The organism is Halobacteriovorax sp. RT-2-6, from assembly GCF_047085025.1.
Classification (GTDB): domain Bacteria; phylum Bdellovibrionota; class Bacteriovoracia; order Bacteriovoracales; family Bacteriovoracaceae; genus Halobacteriovorax_A.
Genome location: NZ_JBKIYH010000002.1, coordinates 674,103 through 690,682 on the forward strand (window position 1 = coordinate 674,103; position 16,580 = coordinate 690,682).

At 36.1% G+C, this 16,580-nt stretch carries 14 protein-coding genes, 1 tRNA gene and 1 pseudogene; 5 read left to right on the top strand and 11 right to left on the bottom strand.

Going from position 1 to position 16,580, the window contains the following annotated elements; translation table 11 throughout:
* Window positions 1–10 precede the first annotated feature (10 nt).
* Window positions 11–2,152: a phospholipase D-like domain-containing protein gene (locus ACMAYS_RS11700; RefSeq protein ID WP_103219179.1), complete on the top strand. Its 2,142-nt coding sequence runs from the start codon at window positions 11–13 to the stop codon at window positions 2,150–2,152.
* Window positions 2,153–2,182: 30 nt separating this feature from the next.
* Here ACMAYS_RS11700 and ACMAYS_RS11705 read toward each other — a convergent pair whose 3' ends face one another.
* On the bottom strand, window positions 2,183–3,268 hold the full coding sequence (locus ACMAYS_RS11705) for an SO_0444 family Cu/Zn efflux transporter (RefSeq protein WP_412463358.1): 1,086 nt from the start codon (window positions 3,266–3,268) through the stop codon (window positions 2,183–2,185).
* Window positions 3,269–3,449: 181 nt separating this feature from the next.
* Here ACMAYS_RS11705 and ACMAYS_RS11710 point away from each other — a divergent pair.
* Window positions 3,450–3,526: transfer RNA gene (locus ACMAYS_RS11710), tRNA-Asp, on the top strand.
* Between the two features lie 494 nt (window positions 3,527–4,020).
* Here ACMAYS_RS11710 and ACMAYS_RS11715 read toward each other — a convergent pair.
* The 3 genes from ACMAYS_RS11715 to ACMAYS_RS11725 form a co-directional block, all read right to left on the bottom strand.
* Window positions 4,021–5,736, bottom strand: a complete 1,716-nt coding sequence (locus ACMAYS_RS11715; RefSeq protein ID WP_412463359.1) for an amidohydrolase — start codon at window positions 5,734–5,736, stop codon at window positions 4,021–4,023.
* 621 nt (window positions 5,737–6,357) lie between these two features.
* Window positions 6,358–7,281: a hypothetical protein gene (locus ACMAYS_RS11720; protein ID WP_412463360.1), complete on the bottom strand. Its 924-nt coding sequence runs from the start codon at window positions 7,279–7,281 to the stop codon at window positions 6,358–6,360.
* 202 nt (window positions 7,282–7,483) lie between these two features.
* Window positions 7,484–8,530 (bottom strand): S41 family peptidase, encoded by a 1,047-nt coding sequence (locus ACMAYS_RS11725; RefSeq protein ID WP_412463361.1) that lies wholly within the window; start codon window positions 8,528–8,530, stop codon window positions 7,484–7,486.
* 407 nt (window positions 8,531–8,937) lie between these two features.
* Between ACMAYS_RS11725 and ACMAYS_RS11730 the strand changes: the two genes are divergently transcribed.
* Window positions 8,938–9,993 carry a M4 family metallopeptidase gene (locus ACMAYS_RS11730; RefSeq protein WP_412463362.1) on the top strand — a complete coding sequence of 352 codons (1,056 nt, stop codon included), beginning with the start codon at window positions 8,938–8,940 and terminating at the stop codon, window positions 9,991–9,993.
* A gap of 297 nt (window positions 9,994–10,290) precedes the next feature.
* Here the strand turns inward: ACMAYS_RS11730 and ACMAYS_RS11735 are convergent.
* Window positions 10,291–10,384: pseudogene (locus tag ACMAYS_RS11735) on the bottom strand (DUF188 domain-containing protein); the annotation flags it as partial.
* A gap of 317 nt (window positions 10,385–10,701) precedes the next feature.
* Window positions 10,702–10,953: a hypothetical protein gene (locus ACMAYS_RS11740; RefSeq protein WP_412463363.1), complete on the bottom strand. Its 252-nt coding sequence runs from the start codon at window positions 10,951–10,953 to the stop codon at window positions 10,702–10,704.
* Window positions 10,954–11,043: 90 nt separating this feature from the next.
* Between ACMAYS_RS11740 and ACMAYS_RS11745 the strand changes: the two genes are divergently transcribed.
* Window positions 11,044–12,021: a 2-hydroxyacid dehydrogenase gene (locus ACMAYS_RS11745; protein ID WP_412463364.1), complete on the top strand. Its 978-nt coding sequence runs from the start codon at window positions 11,044–11,046 to the stop codon at window positions 12,019–12,021.
* Window positions 12,022–12,023: 2 nt separating this feature from the next.
* Here the strand turns inward: ACMAYS_RS11745 and ACMAYS_RS11750 are convergent, their stop codons facing one another.
* The 3 genes from ACMAYS_RS11750 to ACMAYS_RS11760 form a co-directional block, all read right to left on the bottom strand.
* Window positions 12,024–12,842 (bottom strand): C1 family peptidase, encoded by an 819-nt coding sequence (locus tag ACMAYS_RS11750; protein WP_392993123.1) that lies wholly within the window; start codon window positions 12,840–12,842, stop codon window positions 12,024–12,026.
* A gap of 321 nt (window positions 12,843–13,163) precedes the next feature.
* Complete coding sequence (locus ACMAYS_RS11755; RefSeq protein ID WP_392993125.1) at window positions 13,164–13,763, bottom strand: nitroreductase family protein; 600 nt, start codon at window positions 13,761–13,763, stop codon at window positions 13,164–13,166.
* Complete coding sequence (locus ACMAYS_RS11760) at window positions 13,760–14,152, bottom strand: hypothetical protein (protein ID WP_412463365.1); 393 nt, start codon at window positions 14,150–14,152, stop codon at window positions 13,760–13,762. Before ACMAYS_RS11760 ends, ACMAYS_RS11755 begins: the two co-directional genes overlap by 4 nt.
* 84 nt (window positions 14,153–14,236) lie before the next feature.
* Between ACMAYS_RS11760 and ACMAYS_RS11765 the strand changes: the two genes are divergently transcribed.
* Entirely contained in the window at window positions 14,237–14,818 is a 582-nt protein-coding gene (locus ACMAYS_RS11765; protein ID WP_392993128.1) for a TetR family transcriptional regulator, read from the top strand.
* A gap of 5 nt (window positions 14,819–14,823) precedes the next feature.
* Here ACMAYS_RS11765 and ACMAYS_RS11770 read toward each other — a convergent pair whose 3' ends face one another.
* On the bottom strand, window positions 14,824–15,255 hold the full coding sequence (locus ACMAYS_RS11770; RefSeq protein WP_392858803.1) for a thioredoxin family protein: 432 nt from the start codon (window positions 15,253–15,255) through the stop codon (window positions 14,824–14,826).
* A 56-nt stretch (window positions 15,256–15,311) separates the two neighbouring features.
* Window positions 15,312–16,574: an NCS2 family permease gene (locus ACMAYS_RS11775; protein WP_392993129.1), complete on the bottom strand. Its 1,263-nt coding sequence runs from the start codon at window positions 16,572–16,574 to the stop codon at window positions 15,312–15,314.
* Between the last annotated feature and the right edge of the window lie 6 nt (window positions 16,575–16,580).

The following is a 16,580-nucleotide window of genomic DNA, read 5'->3' on the forward strand; positions in this document are numbered from 1 at the left end:
AGGATCGACAATGAAATCGACAAAGAAATTATTAACAACAGCTCTACTTTCAACTCTTGCTACGCAATCATTTGCAGCAAGCTTTAATATCAAAGACCGTCTCGACTCACAGAAACTATTTCTAGAGTCTTACGAATCAGTCTATGGAAAACGTGACTATGCTCATGCTCCGACTTTCTTTGATGCGATAAAAGAGCTCGATAAATCGAAAGAGAAACAAGCAGTAAAGTTCTTAAAGAATATTGACGAAGTTTTGCCAAATAAAATAGCAATGCCTGTTACTTACTGGACAAAAGTTTCTCCAAATGAAAAAGAGCTTGGTAAGGTTCTCTACTACTTCCTGGCCTATAAACTATTTATACTCAGAGACTTTATTGATAATCCTCTAACGAAGGATAAGGATAAAAAAGCTGCACAAGAGCTTCTTACAAAGATCACGAGAAAAGGAATCACATCAAATTCTATTTCAACTTATTTTCCAACATTAAAGCTACAGGCAATGAAAATCGCAAGCAGTAAAGATGTAATCGGAAGTATTAAAGAGAATGAAATTGCAACAATTGATTTTTCAGAAACATTTAGTGATATTAATAACTACTCTCTTTCAGCGCTTGGTTTTGTTCCTTCAAATAAAACAGAAATCGTCTCGGAGAACGAGCGTTCGCTAGAGCGTATCGATTGGCTGAATCAAAGAGTTATCTTTGCAGGTGGGACTCTAGACTTCGATTCTGATTATATTAAGATGCCAACACCTGAAGATCCTACAGGAAATATCATTTTTCAACAGGATCCGATTTACATTAAGATTCGTGATATGATTGCAAGTTCTAAGGACTCAATCTTTATCGATATTTTTCTCTTCGGAGGAACTCTTGGAGCAACTCTATCAGAGTATCTTTTAGATCAAACGAAAGAGAAGCTTAAAGAAAATCCTAATTTTAAAGTTGTCCTACTACACGACTATGCTACTAACTATAATATGTTAGATGAGATGATGCCGATCTTTGAATACATTAAAGAGCGTCGTGAAAAAGACCCTGTTTTAAAGAAAAGTGTCTCATTACTTCAGGCAAATATTCAGCGTCACCCTCCAGGGATCCCTTTTGGAATTACAAAACTAATCCCAAAAACTGCTGAAGCGATCAAATATTTTGAGTCAGGTAGTACATATTTTGAATCAAAAATTGATCACTCTAAAGTAATTGTCGTTGATGGAAACACTGAAAATGCACAAGCATATTTTGGTTCGAAAAACTGGACTGACCATAGTGGTGGTTACTACTACGATGATGCTATCTACGTAACAGGTGCTGCAGCAGGACTTGTTCAAGCTTCTTACTACCGCGATCTTCAAGCGGCACTTACGGAAGACCCAAAAGAGCTAGTAGGTTTCTACTATAAAGAACAAGGTTTTGATAACCGTGCCTACCTCTCTCAAAAAGATCAAATCTTAGAAGATATGCGAATCAAGAAAGAAAAATATGAAATTAAAGGTGACTCCGTTATTCGCCTTGCCGAAGCCGATGTTGATGGAACAATTAAGAATGTTCGAAATATCCTCGTTGATATGATCTCAAAGGCAGAAAAGAATATTTTTATGGAACAGCTATTCCTATATGACTCATATGTAATCGATGCCCTTGTAAAAGCCAAGAGACAGAACCCTCTTCTCGATATTAAGCTAGTTATCGATCACAACGGAAACTTTGGAATGAACGGCCTCCCAAATACCCTATTCGTTAAAAAGCTTGTTGATGCAGGAATTCAAGTACGTGCACGTAAGACTTATGGTATTACAGCAAACTTTCCAGACGGCTCAACTAAAGAGTATCACCAAGAAAACCATAGAAAGATTACATCGATTGATGGAATCACTGTTCTAGGTGGTTCATCAAATATTAATCCAGATACTCTCCAAGGTTCATTTAGAGAATTTGGTGCACAGATCTTTGATAAGAAAGAAGTAGCAAGCTTTGAAAGACGCTTTAGTCGAGACTGGCACGACTCAGAAAAGATGGAGATCTTTGATATCGAAAATTTTGAGGCAAATGTTCAAGGGGTTGCTTTTGGAAAACGCTCATCTGCAATTATCAATGCTCTTGGAAGTATGATCTATAAGTCAAAAGACGATATCGAAAAACGCCACAAATAATAAAGAGTTCTATATTCAAACAGGTAGCTGTTAACCGCAACAGCTACCTGAATTTCCTTTATCTTCAAAATATTTCTTTACTCTCTTAGGTAGCTCGACAAATAGTAGTGAGCGAAGAAGTAGAAGTGTAAACACTACCGCTAATGAAACTTCCCACCAGCTTGATGTCTCGTGATTGTGATGAGAAACATTAAAGTTAAGAGGCCATGAAAATGCACTGTAAAGGTAGTCCGTTAAAAAAGAAAAACCTAGCGCAACAAGAGCAATTGAAAGAAGGTTGATCACAACACCTTTTTTTCCAATATACTGCCCGATAACTAAAATATTTGAGATATTCGTCGCTGGACCTACTAAAAGAAAAAGTAATGCCATACCAGGACTCATTCCCTTCATTACAAGAGAAGCTGCAATAGGTGTCGTCGCTGATGCACAAATATAAAGAGGAATCCCTACAAGTAGAATTGCCCCTCTTCCACCCCAACCAGAAAGGCCATCAAAGAAATTAGCAGGAAGTGCAAAGTCAATGAATGCTCCGGCCACAATACCAAAGGCAAGCCAGATGGCCATATCATCAACAAGCTCAACAAATCCAAAGTGAACAGAAGCTTGCGCCTTCTTTGCAAAGCTTTGCTTTACAATAACACTTTCATCTTTCTTTTTTGAACTTCCACAACAACTAGGCTTAACTTCCCCACTAACCTGTTCAACATCTTTATCTGTTTTAAAAACTAATTGAAGAGCACCAGCAACAAACGCCGACACAAAAGCAGCGACTGGGCGGATGATCGTCATTGGGATATCCATCATTCCATAAGTCATGGCTATTGAATCAACCCCAGACTCAGGTGTTGCAATCAAAAACGCAGAAGTGGCCGAATTTGAAGCCCCCTGCTTTTTTAATGTGGCCGCAGTAGGAATAACAGCGCAACTACAAAGAGGAAGTGGAATACCTAAGACAGAGGCTTTTACCGCTCCCTTTAATCCCTTACCACCCATTGCCTTCTTTATGCGCTCAACAGAGATAAAAGCTTTAATAACTCCTGCAGCAAGAAGCCCAAACATTAAAAACGGAGCCGATACTAATAAATAATTCCAAAGTGACGTTAAAAAACTCATAAAATTTACCTTTTTTTCGTTGACCAATCTTAGCAGAATTATTCTGAAACGTCCTTTATTACTGGCTTTTTCACACAACCATAGACAAATTTTATAGACAGGCTAAAAAAAATTGAACTTTTTTTAAATTTTTCTATTGACGAATGAAACCGAAATCCCTATATTAAGTCTTACGAAATGCGGGGGCGTAGTTAAGTTGGTTATAACGTCTGCCTGTCACGCAGAAGGCCGAGGGTTCGAGTCCCTTCGCTCCCGCCATTTTCATTTCGTAACATTCAAGTTTTAATCTCTTCGGAGACTAAGATATTAAAAGCCGAGTTAACCCACTCGGCTTTTTTTTTGCCAATTTTTTGCTTCTGCAACTTTGGTCACAATGTCACGGCGCTGACGCTTGTTCCATTCTTTCGCAAGCCTATGCAGACTCAGCGTTAAGAGCTTACGCTCTCACCGCAGGTCAGAACCCACTCGGCTTTTTTTTTTGTTTGCGGCCATCTGCAGGAGCAGATGACGCAATTCAACCCAGCGAGTCCCACGATGGGACGAGTCGGGTAACCAACTCTGAAACCTCAATCACATTTTCGATAACACTTAATTTCAAACTAAAGATGCCACGATGGCAAAATGACGACGAACAACTCATGACCGACCCGGAAGGGGGTCTGCTTCGGCTCCAGCCTCTCACAGACATACCGATCATCCTGATCATAAGGTCAGGAGAACCAACTAAGCAATCTCAATAACATTTTTATAAGCTACTCATTCAGATAAGTGACACTATTATAAATCACACCTTCAACTTTAATATCTTTAATCTTTATTGGTTTTACTTTAAAAGGGTTCTCTTTTAGAAGTGTAAAATTTGCTCTTTTACCTACTTCAATACTTCCAATTTCATTTTCAAGATCGAGTGTTCGTGCTGCTGTAATCGTGATGGCCTTCATAGCATCAAAGACAGAAATTTTCTGATCTTGTGAAACAGAACTTCCTTCAGACGTAACTCGATTGACTGCTGTCCAAGCTAAGGTTAAGGGCTCGACTGGTGACATCGAAAAATCGGAGTGAAAAGATAAGGGTATTTTTCTGTCAATTAATAACTTCATGGCCACTAAATTGTGACCTCTTTTTTTTCCTAGACCATAGTTTGTGTATTTATCTGCTAAGGCCCATAAGTAATAAGGATTCACAGATGCTTCCATATTTAATTCAGACATATCATTTGCAATCTTCTCATCAAAATACCCCATGTGATGAAGTGTAAAGCGATGATTATTACGTGGATATTTTTTCTTAGCAATTCTAACATAATCAATCACTTGTTGCTGACCAAGGTCTCCATTCGAGTGCATATGAATTTTGTAAGAATTTTTCCAATACATTTCAATCTGTTCTTTAAGTAGATCAAGTGGAGTCATCCATTCACCTTTATGGCCATCAGTATAGTTTTCTTTCATCTGCATTAGTTGAGAATATATGGCACCATCTGCAAAGAGCTTTACCTGCTTTGGAAGAAACTTCAGATTAGTACTATTATATTCTGGATTTGTACTAAGAGTTTCAATGAACTTTAATGTATTTTTGTTTCCACCTTTCATTGCATATAATTGAGTACCATTTGGAATAAGATAGAAATCATAAGGGGGATTCTTACTCATTTCTTTCATAAGCAGACTTAGCTCTTGTTCAAAGTTTGAGTTTGGAAAGCCAGGGTCTGCAGCAGTTGTTACTCCATTTAATAGTAGAAGCTTAGATAGATTACTAAGGCCTGCCAAGTAACTATTAGGTTCTAATAGATATGGTGCCATTTTAGGTACCAGCGCTAACCAACCACCTTCATAAAAGTGTCCTCTTCCCCACTCTACTTGAGGATTAGCTTTATAGTCTTCTTCCTTAATTCCTAGTTTTTTTATAGCAGCATCATTTAAGAAAATCTCATGAAATGAACGATGTAAAATAGCAACGGGATATTCTTTTGTAATGTTGTTTAGAATCTGTCGAGACATATCACCATGCCATAATTGGTGGTATCCCCAGATAAAGTATATTTTATCTTTTTTAGCATTCGCCTTTATAGAATCCGTAATTCTTTTAATATACGCTTTATGCCCAACAACACCTTTTTTTACTCCAGATGGTATCACCCAATCATAAGGAGCAATGATTTCATTTTGTAGAAAGACTGCTGCTAATGAACCATGTAAGTGAGGTTCAATAAAGCCTGGCATTAGTGTCCCACCTTTTAAGTCTATCATCTTTGCGTTTTTATATTTCTCTTGAACTTCGACCTTATTTCCTACATATAAGATCTTTCCATCACTATGAGCAAGTGCCTCAACATAATCAATCTTCTCACCGGCCATTGTGATAATATCTCCACCATATAAGATTGATACTTGTTTATTTGTATTTAAGTTATTTTTTTTCACACATGAAGATAACAACACAATGAAAACTAAAGTTAGAAGTCTCATAAAAGTTCCTTTTCAAAGGTTATAAAAAATTGCTATTTTGTCGAGCACACAAATATAAACTATTGAGAATAATGATAGCATAAAATTATCCTACCTAGATAGCTTTAGAAAAATGACCACACAAATTGTTATACTCTTTGTTAAATTTAAATCTAAATGAACTGCAAGATATGTATTTTAACTCGGTATCGTGTCTTTACGCTCCCGCCATTTTCATTTCGTAACATTCAAGTTTTAATCTCTTCGGAGACTAAGATATTAAAAGCCGAGTTAACCCACTCGGCTTTTTTTTTGGACGCGAAAAATGCCACGAAGGCATTTTGCGCGGAACAACCCTGCACGACCGAGCAGGATGCGAGTGAGAGAGGGTTCTCCGCAAAATTTCCAACCTACATTTATACGTATACACGATGATGGGACGATTCGGGTAACCAACCAAGCAATCCCACTAACATTTTCAATATCACTAAATTTCAAATAAGAAATGCCAGTATGGCAAAATCATTAGTCTCCCCTTTAAAGGGTTCTTCTTAATGAATTTGATAAAAATTCTTTTCGAGTAAAAACAAAAAAACAGTACCCTAAAGCACTGTTTTTAAGTTCTATATAACTTTTTCTTGATTAATATGAAGCTGACATATTCGGTGTTGTTTCTTTTTGAGAGTATAGTTCATAAAAATATCCTAGTGAATCTTCTACTTTACTATATTGGCCTCCAAATATAACTCTAGAAGCTCCATTACGACTAAGCTTGAAACTTACTTCCTCAGCTGAATAAGAAATAGTGTTATTGAAGAAAGTACTATGAGACACTTTGATCTCTGTCTTATTTCTATGAATTTCTTTTAAAGAATCAATATAACTATTTTCTGATAGGAAACTAATCGGAAGAAGATACATACTTCTATGTGGAATATATTTAGATTTATCGTACTCACGTACTGGCTTGTCTTCTAAACGAGCAATGTCTTTAATAATATCAATAGTACAGTTTGAAAGAGAAGTCGAAATACATTTATTACCTGCATGTAATGTTCTACCTCTGATTAGGCTCTCTAAGGTATTGCAAAGGTTTGAAGTTTTAGATTTACAAAGCTGTGCAATTTTCTTGTGAGTTCTATTCTCGACATCTTTTTCCCATCCATTAACTCCTTCAGACTTAGTTCTAAGTTCAGACATTTCTGAATGAATTTCATTAATCTCCTGGAAGAATTCTGCAATATCACTTTCTAGTGATTCATCTGCTGTGTAAGTATTCTTTCTTCTTTCGTATACAGTTTTGATTTTATTTTTTAGAAGAAGCTTAAGTTCTCCATTGAATGACATATTAATATGCTCAACAAGGTCTCTATAATCAGATTCGTTGTTTTCTTTTAAGACTTTAGATCGCTCTAATGACGTAGTTAAAATGTTCGTTACTTTTTCTTCTACAAGCTTTACTTTTGCAGGGTTTACTAGTGAGTCAAATGTCAACACAGGTGTTGCTTGAGCTGTAATGCTTGGTAATGTTAAAAGTAGTGAAAAACCAATAATAATCTTGTTCATAGTGTCTCCTCGGCCAAAGTAAAAATGTGAATACGAATCAATTTTATAGATTATCTTGATCGAGAGACAGTCCTATTGAAGAATTTTTATGGAGAAAGTAAAAGTGTCTAAAAAGTATACATAAGAATCTGATGGTTTTGATGATCAGATTATTGAAATAATCGTAAATAGTGGGAATTCTAATAACTAACCGTACATTCTATTACTTACGTCTATTCTTCATATATGTTATCGCAAAGTCATATGCATCTTGACCCTTTGGAACATTAACATCGGGCTTTATACCTATAGACTCTATAAATCTGTTATCTCTATAGCTATTAAATGTTGAAGGTATATTTATCTGAATGCGACTTTCAGGAAGTACGACAAATCCAAGATTACCGAATTGAACCTGACCAGCTGTGTTCTCACCGACTCTTGTTACATCATCAATATATTCAAAAAAGTCTATTGTACTTTCACATGAAGATGCACAAGCACGATCTTGTAAAATCACGACTGGCTTTAATGCCTTGGCCCTAATAACTTCAGGTATTTCTTTATTTACAATAGCGGTCTCTTTTTTATAGTCAGAATATTTTTGCTTATCTCTTTTTATGAAGTCTAAAAAAAAATCTTTTTGTTTCTTTGATTCTGCACTCTGTGCCAAGAAAGAAAATAAGTTAGCTAGACTTTCTAAACCAGCTCTTGTAACGACTTTGTATTGATTTGCATATGGTGTTGAAAACGGAGAGCCACCAGTTAATAATTTTGCTAACTGATATCCAATAGTATCATCTCCTCCACTATTACCTCTTAGGTCAACGACAACAAAATCGATCTTATCTAAATGCGTCTTAATTTCTCTAAGCATCCCATCCCATTTATTTGAAGAGTGTGATGCAAACCAAGAGATAGTGATAACGAGAACGTTACTATTACCTTCAACAACTTTTTTTACCGTCCAAAGTCTCTTCTCTTCACTATCGATTCTTTTACCGACATTTCCAACGAATGTATTTCTCGCACATTTCATAGGGCCAAACTGAAAAGTCAAATGCTCATCTTGAACATGAGAAAACGATTCCCCTAATACATTACAAAAATCTCCTGGTTTAATCGATTCAATATTTACAACAGATTCTTTTAATTTTTTAATTCCTAGTTCTACGTTATTTTTATTTTTAAAAAAATAACCTGAGTAGGAATTTTTAAGAGTATATTCAACAAGATTTACATCTAAATCTATTTTTTCCTTGTTCAACATGGGGGGGGCTTTAACTTTTATTGATGGATCATAAACCAAAGAATACTCTTCCTTATTTGTTGAAGAGCAAGAAACTAATATTGAAAAAAATGAAAATGTTAAAATGAAAAATCTCATATAAATATTATCGGTTTTTCGTCAGCTTTCCTTAATAAATAAAATTATTTACTTAGCATAAAGTACTGTAATTACATCTCGGTATCGCGTCCCTGCAATCTCACGAAGCTGACACTCGTTCCATTCTTTCGCAACCCTATGCAGACTCAGCGATCAGAGCTTACGCTCTCACCGCAGGTCAAGCTTTCGGTACTGTAATATTTATATTAAGAACTCCTGTAGTTTTTACAAAACACTGAAATTATAACTATATAAGTTGCGACTCATATTTAGATTCCTTATAAGAGCATATGTATCAATTATTAGCTCTTGTAACTATTTTCATATCGCTTAAGGCTTTTCCTTATAACTTTGCTAATCAGTTTAAAGATCACCGTATGGTCACATGTCATAGTAAAGATTCTCGAGGTCAGATTCAGGTGTTTGACGTTGTTGAAAATATTTATAGTGCTCAACAATACCTTCACTCCAAAGAATATAAAGTTACAACTACTACAGGTCACAGCAATGGCAACCTAAACAATGATCCATTGTATTTCCTCTCTGATGATTTTTGGGGAGTACCAGGAAAAATTGTACAATCACAAAATTGCTTATTCTCAAACCCTGCTCTCGTAGATACTCATGTTAATACTATAAAAACAATAAGAATCGTAAAAGAGCACTTAGGGTTTAATAGCTTTGATAATAAAGGGTCGGAAGTAATTTCAGTGCTTTTAAAAAAAGGCTCATTTAATGATAATGCAAAGTGGTGGGATAAAGATAAAAATATAATTACATTCGGGCAGAGTTCAAATATTTCAGATCACACTCACTTGTCTGCAAGTATTGGAATCGTTGCCCATGAATTTGCTCATGGGCTGTTAGCAAATACAATAGAACTTGCTTCCGAAGGTGACCAGGGATCACTCAATGAAGCATTTGCAGATATTATCGGGGTTTTTGTTTGCTTTAAAAATAATCCAAGTGCAGATTGCTATCAGTTAGGACATGAAGCATATATTGGTCAGGGTACTTGCTTACGTGATATTTCAAACCCAGAACAAAATGATCAAGCAAGTAACTTTGACGAATACAAGCCTAATGGCCCTAATGTTTATTATAATGCAGGTATAGTAACGAATGCTTTTTATCTCTTGTCTGAGGGAACAGTTGAATTTGAGGGTGTAGGATATGAAGTTGCAACTAAAGTTTTTTTCAATGCTTACATGAAATATCTTAATAAGAATTCAACTATCAGGGATATAAAGTTGGCAACAGTTAAATATTTAAATGAAGCCCAAGACTTAAATCATAAGCAAACACTTAAAACCCTGCTTTCTGTATGGAAGCATATTGGGCTATAAAAGAAGCAATCCCACTAACCTATTTCAATCTACTTCGCTTTACTTGCAGCACGTCTGCGTCTCGCACTTCTTTGCTGATTATTCGACTTACTCGTTTTGTTGCCTTTAGACTTCGCACCACTTCTTGAAGAAGCCTGCTTCTTCTTTTCTGGACGTCGATTATTTTGAGGTTGTGTAGGAGCTCCTGCGACACCATGAAATGGGTGATCCTTATCTTGAGGAATTTGATACTTAATCGTTTTCTCAATATCCTTTAAAAGGTTCTTTTCTGTGTCATCACAAAATGAAATAGCAACTCCATCTCGGCCAGCTCTTGCATGAAATCTCTCATTGAAAGGCGCTCTCCAATATTCTCTTCATCATAGAGCTCTCCGCGTGGGTTAATAGCAAGCGTCCGCATCCACCCATATTTTAAATTCTTGTTTTTTCATTAACTAAGTTCCTATAATTCCCATTTAAAGTTCATGAACATTAAAAAGAAATATATCCTTCTTTACTTCTAGCGAACTCAACACCACTACCACTTTCTTCCAAATAAAAAGAATATTCAGAGCCTTTGCTCGTAGCAAGGTCGTTTAAAATAACTTCAAATGAATTCGTGCCATTATATGTTTTTGGAAGTAATCGATACTGATCTCCTGCTTCATCAGTTACGACTAATGTGCATGAAGCTGGATTAAGTGCTCCATTATCAAGATCATGAGAACATCAACCGTTAAGATCTCTTAAGTCAGGGTTGGTAGAAATATCTTTTCCTACGCTAGCTTTAGCAATCATTGTTGTTATATCAAAAGAAGTATTCTGACATACTTGAGTACAACTCTCACCTGCTGATGCTCGAATATCTTTTTGTTCGCTACAAATACAAAAATCTTCAATAATAACAGAGTTATTTGGTCTAATCGCCGGTACTTGCGCAAATGCTTGTAAAGATAAGAGTGTTAGTATTATTTGTTTCATTAAAAATCCATTTAAAGATTATAAGTTACAATATTAACAAAATCTGTATCATATACTACATATAATTTATTACCGCCTAAGAGAGGAAGTATGAAGATAATTGTTTTTAGTACCCACAATTTTGAAAAAAAATATTTATTAGATCAAGCGAGTGGACACAATATTACTTTTATCAAAGAGCAACTTAATCAAGAAACTGCTCCACTTGCTAATGGTCACGATGTCGTATGTGTTTTTACAAATGATAAAGTGAGTAAAGAAGTTCTAGACCAGCTAAGTGATTTTGGTATTAAGCTCATCACACTAAGATGTGCAGGGTTTAATAACGTCGATTTGGAATACGCTAAATCAAAAAAAATCCCTGTTACAAGAGTTCCAGAATACTCCCCTCAAGCAATTGCAGAGCATACGATGGCAATGATTCTAACTTTAAATAGAAAAACTCATAAGGCGTATAATCGCGTTAGAGAGAATAATTTTAACCTCGATGGCCTCGTTGGTTTTGATCTCTATAAGAAAACTGTTGGTGTTATTGGAACAGGAAAGATTGGGAAGGCCTTTTGTAAAATCGCCCTTGGTTTTGGATGTCGAGTTCTGGCATTTGATTTAACAAAAGACTCTGAGTTAGAGAATCTAGGTGTTGAGTATGTTGGCTTTGATGAGATTTTAAAAGAATCGAAGATCATCTCTCTTCATATCCCACTTAATAAAAACTCATATCATCTCATTAATGATGCCAATATTTCGAAGATGCAAGATGGTGTCGTCTTCATCAACACAAGTCGTGGTGGGCTTGTCGATACAAAGGCCCTAATAAAAGCCTTGAAAGAAAAGAAGATTTTAGCTGCAGGTCTTGATGTTTACGAAGAAGAGGAAAATTTATTCTTTGACGATCACTCTCAAGACGTACTTCAAGATGATGACCTAGCAAGGTTAATGACTTTTCCAAATGTTCTAATTACTTCTCATCAAGCTTTCTTAACTCATGAGGCATTAAGTAATATTGCACAGACAACATTTGAAAGTATTAATTCAATTGAGAGTCAGAATTTTAAATATCTTATTTGATATTATTTTCTGATATCGGCCAAGAAACGGTCCCATCTAAATGAGATGGGATCAACTGCATGCTTCATGACATAGTCATAAGACATATAACCATATCCTTCATCACCCCACTCACTTGACCAACTATTTTTGAATTGAAAGATTCTCTTTTCTTTGTCATAGCCAGTAAAGTGAATCGCATGGCCATAGCAGGCAACTTCACCAGACTCACACTTTGCAAAAACTTCATCAGGAAGTGTAACATGGGCATTTTCCCAAAGAGGAGAATAAACGAGAACTGTTGCAACAAGGCCATTCCCACTTCTAATCTCATCTTCGTATAAGTCTGTTTTGGATTTCCAAGAACTCCATAAATTTGTAACCATTTTCACTTCTAATCCATCCATCTTGACTCTCTTAAGCGATCTAGTATCGACTGGAGCATGTGAGAAGCAATATGAAGGCGCGCTTTCATCAAATGGATCGAATTGCGAGCAAGGGCCATTATTTTCAAAATAACTCATCTGATAAGGAAGCTGGGCCTCTTCGATAAAGAAGTATTGATTGCGAAAATTACGTGCAATCTCGTAAGTGTACCCATGCTCAGCATTTGGATACTCTCCAAAGTGCTCTTTCCCATAGTAGATTTGAAATTGCTCTGAAATATCGAACTCCATATCAAATCTCTTCTTAATAGCACCCTCAAGCATGGCAGTTACCGCAAAGTATGCACATGTATTTCTGTCTTTTTGGTTCTTAACTGGAGTTTGATATTGTCTAATCGACACCATTTCAGCGTTAACACCAAGAGATAATAATAGGCTTAAGATTATGATTTTCATGAATTTCCCTTCTTTATTCTCGCTGAATTTAATAGAAAGGAAGAGCTTATTCAAATGACTTCTAAGGAATCAGTTACTTTTACAATATTGTTGAACTGTAAGGGTTTGAAAATATGTACAAATGAGAAAGCCTCCGCTTAAGGAGGCTTCGAAATTATTTAATAATGATAGTTCCTAAATAGTTAAACATGATACGCTCCTTCAAATATTCACCTAATGAGATTTAGATGATGAATAAACCATACCCTATATTAAGATAGCGCAGAACAACTGATTTCAAAGTACCAAAATATGGAACTAAGAGCTTCGTTTAGACCACTCCTATACCGACTCAATAACCTTTTCAAAAGCACGACGAGATTTAGGCATAACTTCTAAACGATTATAATCATCGCTAGCAGCATAGCCTACGGCCAGGGCCACCACAGGCCTAAAGTCTTTCATCTTTAGAATCTCCATATACTTATCCGCCTCTATCCCCTCCATTGGCGTCGAGTCTAGACCAAGTTGTGCTGTCGCAGTCAAGGCCTGCCCTAGAGCAATGTATAGCTGACGAGTAAACCACGCATTAAGCTGTTCAGGAGACATTTGTTCTTTGCCACCTTGGTACATTGCGAGTGTACGTTCAGGCATTTCTCCAGAAATCATTTCTTCAAAAGTTTCAAGATCTTCGGGGACGCTGAACACAACTAGAAGACTAGCTTGTTTAATTTTATCAGCATTAAAAAGTGAGGCATCAGCAAGATCAGACTTTACTTTTTTATCTTCAACAAATGTAAACTTCCAAGGCTGAATATTAATTGATGAAGGTGCAAGATGAAGGACTGACTTTAATTCATCGACCTTCTCTTTTGGTATCATTTTACTTTCATCATATAATTTTGCAGAGTATCTTTGTTGTGCATACTTTATTAAATTCATATCATTTCCTTTTTTTGATTTTTTGAGTTTAGTAAGTAACTAATCCAAACGACTCCCATCGCCACATCAACCAAGCCGAGAGCCAGGGTTGATCCTCCAACTTCTTTTGCATACCAACCGAATACCAAAGCAACGAAAAGGTTAAACTTTCCTATGGCACCAACTAATAGTAAGGGACGATTAAATTCTCTTTGACGGGCCAAAAATAGATAAACGAAAGACCAGATAAAAATATTTCCGGCCCCAAATGCTGCATAGACCGCATGGGGTGGAAAAGGAAGCCCGGAAGCATTATTAAAGGCAGCAGGGAAAGCAAAAGAGATTGTTCCAAATAAGTTATAGAAGAATGTAAAATACAACAGTCCTCTACTTAGCTTTTTCAAATTCATTTTATCACTCCTACAAAATGACCAGTGGTCACAGCTTAATTGACCACCGGTCAGTAATCAAGTAAAATTTTAAAAGAGGTAAGAATGGATAAGAAAACATTAATAAAAACAAGTGCTTATGATTTATTTATAAGTTCAGATTTTGAACTTGCTAGCGTGAACCAGATCGTGGCCAAGGCCCAAGTAGCTAAGGGTACATACTACCTCTACTATAAAACGAAGGAAGAAGTTTACTTAGATATTCTCTATGACTTTTATCAGAAGTGGTTCGAGCATATTAATAATGAACTCATCAATACCTCTAGTATCGATTCATTCCTTAAAGAGCTTGTTAAGTCTTTTACTAAGGACACAAAATTCTTAGAATTATTATCCAGAGCAAGTCTAATTTTAGAGAAAAATATTACAAAAGAAATTATCTACCCTTTTAAAAAGGGCCACCAAGATGACTTATTAAATTTAAGTAAGAATATTGCTAATCATTTTAAACGTGATATTAAAGAGACCACTCAGAATCTTCTCATGACATATACATATATCATAGGCCTTTATCAGACATCTAAATTACCTGCAACATTAGATACGAAGGAGCTTAATTCTTTAAGTCAAACTAGACTTGATTTTGAACTAGAAGTAGACAAATTCATTAAGCTCATTTGGAGATAGTTATTTTAAAAATTAGAAAGCATTTGATCTAAGTGCACAACTTGTAAAACACCACTTTGTGAATGCGCTAACTTCGCCTCTTTAAAGATTAGAGTCGTGGGAATGCCACGAATACCATACTTAACCGAGATCATTGGATTCTTTTCAGTATCGATTTTATAAAACTCTGCAGACTGCCAATTCTTTTGAGCAAACTCCGTAAAAGTTGGTCCATACATTTTACACGGGCCACACCAATCTGCGTAAGCGTCAACAAAGACAGGAAGCTCAGAGTGTTGAATAATTTTTTCTAGCTTATCAAAGGTAATACTTTGAACCTTTGCTCTAGTGTCCAAGTCTTTAGAACATTTTCCACATACAGCTCCACTGGCAGAAAGCTTTGTCGTATCAATTCGATTAATTGCACCACATGAATCACAGATAATAATTTTTTTCATTTTTCACTCCTTAATCCTACTATACCAATAAAAACTTAAAAAATATTTGATAGAGATCAATGAAAAATTATATATAGACAGGCAACAATAGAAAGTAAGCACTCTGTTAGACTTAAGTCCTTTATGCGACCAGCTACAATATATAAAATAGTATGTACAAACAATCCCCACATTATCCCTGTTGTAATTGAGAAACTTAGTGGAATAAGAACAATACATAAGAATGCAGGAATCATTTCTTCAAATTTTTCAAAGTTTATTGATGAGATATTCTTAAACATGAGAATCCCAACAAAGATAAGAACAGGGGCCGTTGCATAGCTTGGAATGGACTGTGCAAATGGAGCAAGAAAGAGAAACGGAAGGAAGCAGATTGCTGTAATAACTGATGTTAATCCTGTGCGGCCACCGACGCTTACTCCTGCGGAACTTTCGACAAAGGTTGTCGTCGTAGAAGTTCCAAAGAATGCAGAAAAGAGAGTCGCAAGTGCATCAACAGTTAGGGCCTGTTTCATATTCTTAATTTCACCCTTTTCATTTTTAAGATTGGCCGTCTCTGCGACGCCAATAAAAGTCGACAAAGAATCAAAAAGATCAGTCATCATAAGAGTGAGAATACTTGGGATATAAGCAATCTTTAAGGCCCCCAAGATATCTGCTTGCATAAAGTAGCTAAAGTCAGGAGTTGCAAAGAAGTTTTCAGGAAGAGTCGACTTTCCAAAGAGAGCTCCTAGTGTCCAAGTAAAAAATATCCCTATCAGAAGACTTCCAGGAATATTCTTCTTAAATAAGGCAATAATAAGAACAAATCCAAGGATGACAGCTGTCCCCTCACTTGAAAGCGGTGCTGTTTGAACAAGTGTTACAGGATGGTCAATGATAATACCGGTATTCTTAAGTCCAATAAAAGCAAGAAAGATTCCGATCCCAACGGCCATTGCCATTCTTAAGTTCTTTGGAATCGATTTAACTAACTTCTCTCTAAATGGCGTCACTGATAAGATAACAAAGACAACACCTGACCAAAAGACCAGGCCCAAGGCTTGCTCCCAGGGAATTTTTTGGTCGAGAATTAATGTATAAGTAAAGAAAGCATTAAGCCCCATTCCAGGAGCAAGGGCAAAAGGTAGCTTTGCGATGAGACCCATAAGAAGTGTTGCAACGAAACTGGCAAGGATAGTCCCTGTCATAACAGCAGAAAAAGACATTCCCGTGCCATCTGATGATAAGATGAGCGGATTGACAAAAATAATATAACTCATCGTTAAGAAGGTTGTTATTCCTGCTATGACTTCTGTGCGAATACTATTTGCTTTCATACATGT

What these genes read in the sequence shown, in the direction of transcription:
- ACMAYS_RS11700 (WP_103219179.1), top strand. Translation starts at nt 11, where the DNA reads ATGAAATCGACAAAGAAATTATTAACAACAGCTCTACTTTCAACTCTT.
- ACMAYS_RS11705 (WP_412463358.1), bottom strand. Translation starts at nt 3,268, where the DNA reads ATGAGTTTTTTAACGTCACTTTGGAATTATTTATTAGTATCGGCTCCG.
- ACMAYS_RS11715 (WP_412463359.1), bottom strand. Translation starts at nt 5,736, where the DNA reads ATGAGACTTCTAACTTTAGTTTTCATTGTGTTGTTATCTTCATGTGTG.
- ACMAYS_RS11720 (WP_412463360.1), bottom strand. Translation starts at nt 7,281, where the DNA reads ATGAACAAGATTATTATTGGTTTTTCACTACTTTTAACATTACCAAGC.
- ACMAYS_RS11725 (WP_412463361.1), bottom strand. Translation starts at nt 8,530, where the DNA reads ATGTTGAACAAGGAAAAAATAGATTTAGATGTAAATCTTGTTGAATAT.
- ACMAYS_RS11730 (WP_412463362.1), top strand. Translation starts at nt 8,938, where the DNA reads ATGTATCAATTATTAGCTCTTGTAACTATTTTCATATCGCTTAAGGCT.
- ACMAYS_RS11740 (WP_412463363.1), bottom strand. Translation starts at nt 10,953, where the DNA reads ATGAAACAAATAATACTAACACTCTTATCTTTACAAGCATTTGCGCAA.
- ACMAYS_RS11745 (WP_412463364.1), top strand. Translation starts at nt 11,044, where the DNA reads ATGAAGATAATTGTTTTTAGTACCCACAATTTTGAAAAAAAATATTTA.
- ACMAYS_RS11750 (WP_392993123.1), bottom strand. Translation starts at nt 12,842, where the DNA reads ATGAAAATCATAATCTTAAGCCTATTATTATCTCTTGGTGTTAACGCT.
- ACMAYS_RS11755 (WP_392993125.1), bottom strand. Translation starts at nt 13,763, where the DNA reads ATGAATTTAATAAAGTATGCACAACAAAGATACTCTGCAAAATTATAT.
- ACMAYS_RS11760 (WP_412463365.1), bottom strand. Translation starts at nt 14,152, where the DNA reads ATGAATTTGAAAAAGCTAAGTAGAGGACTGTTGTATTTTACATTCTTC.
- ACMAYS_RS11765 (WP_392993128.1), top strand. Translation starts at nt 14,237, where the DNA reads ATGGATAAGAAAACATTAATAAAAACAAGTGCTTATGATTTATTTATA.
- ACMAYS_RS11770 (WP_392858803.1), bottom strand. Translation starts at nt 15,255, where the DNA reads ATGAAAAAAATTATTATCTGTGATTCATGTGGTGCAATTAATCGAATT.
- ACMAYS_RS11775 (WP_392993129.1), bottom strand. Translation starts at nt 16,574, where the DNA reads ATGAAAGCAAATAGTATTCGCACAGAAGTCATAGCAGGAATAACAACC.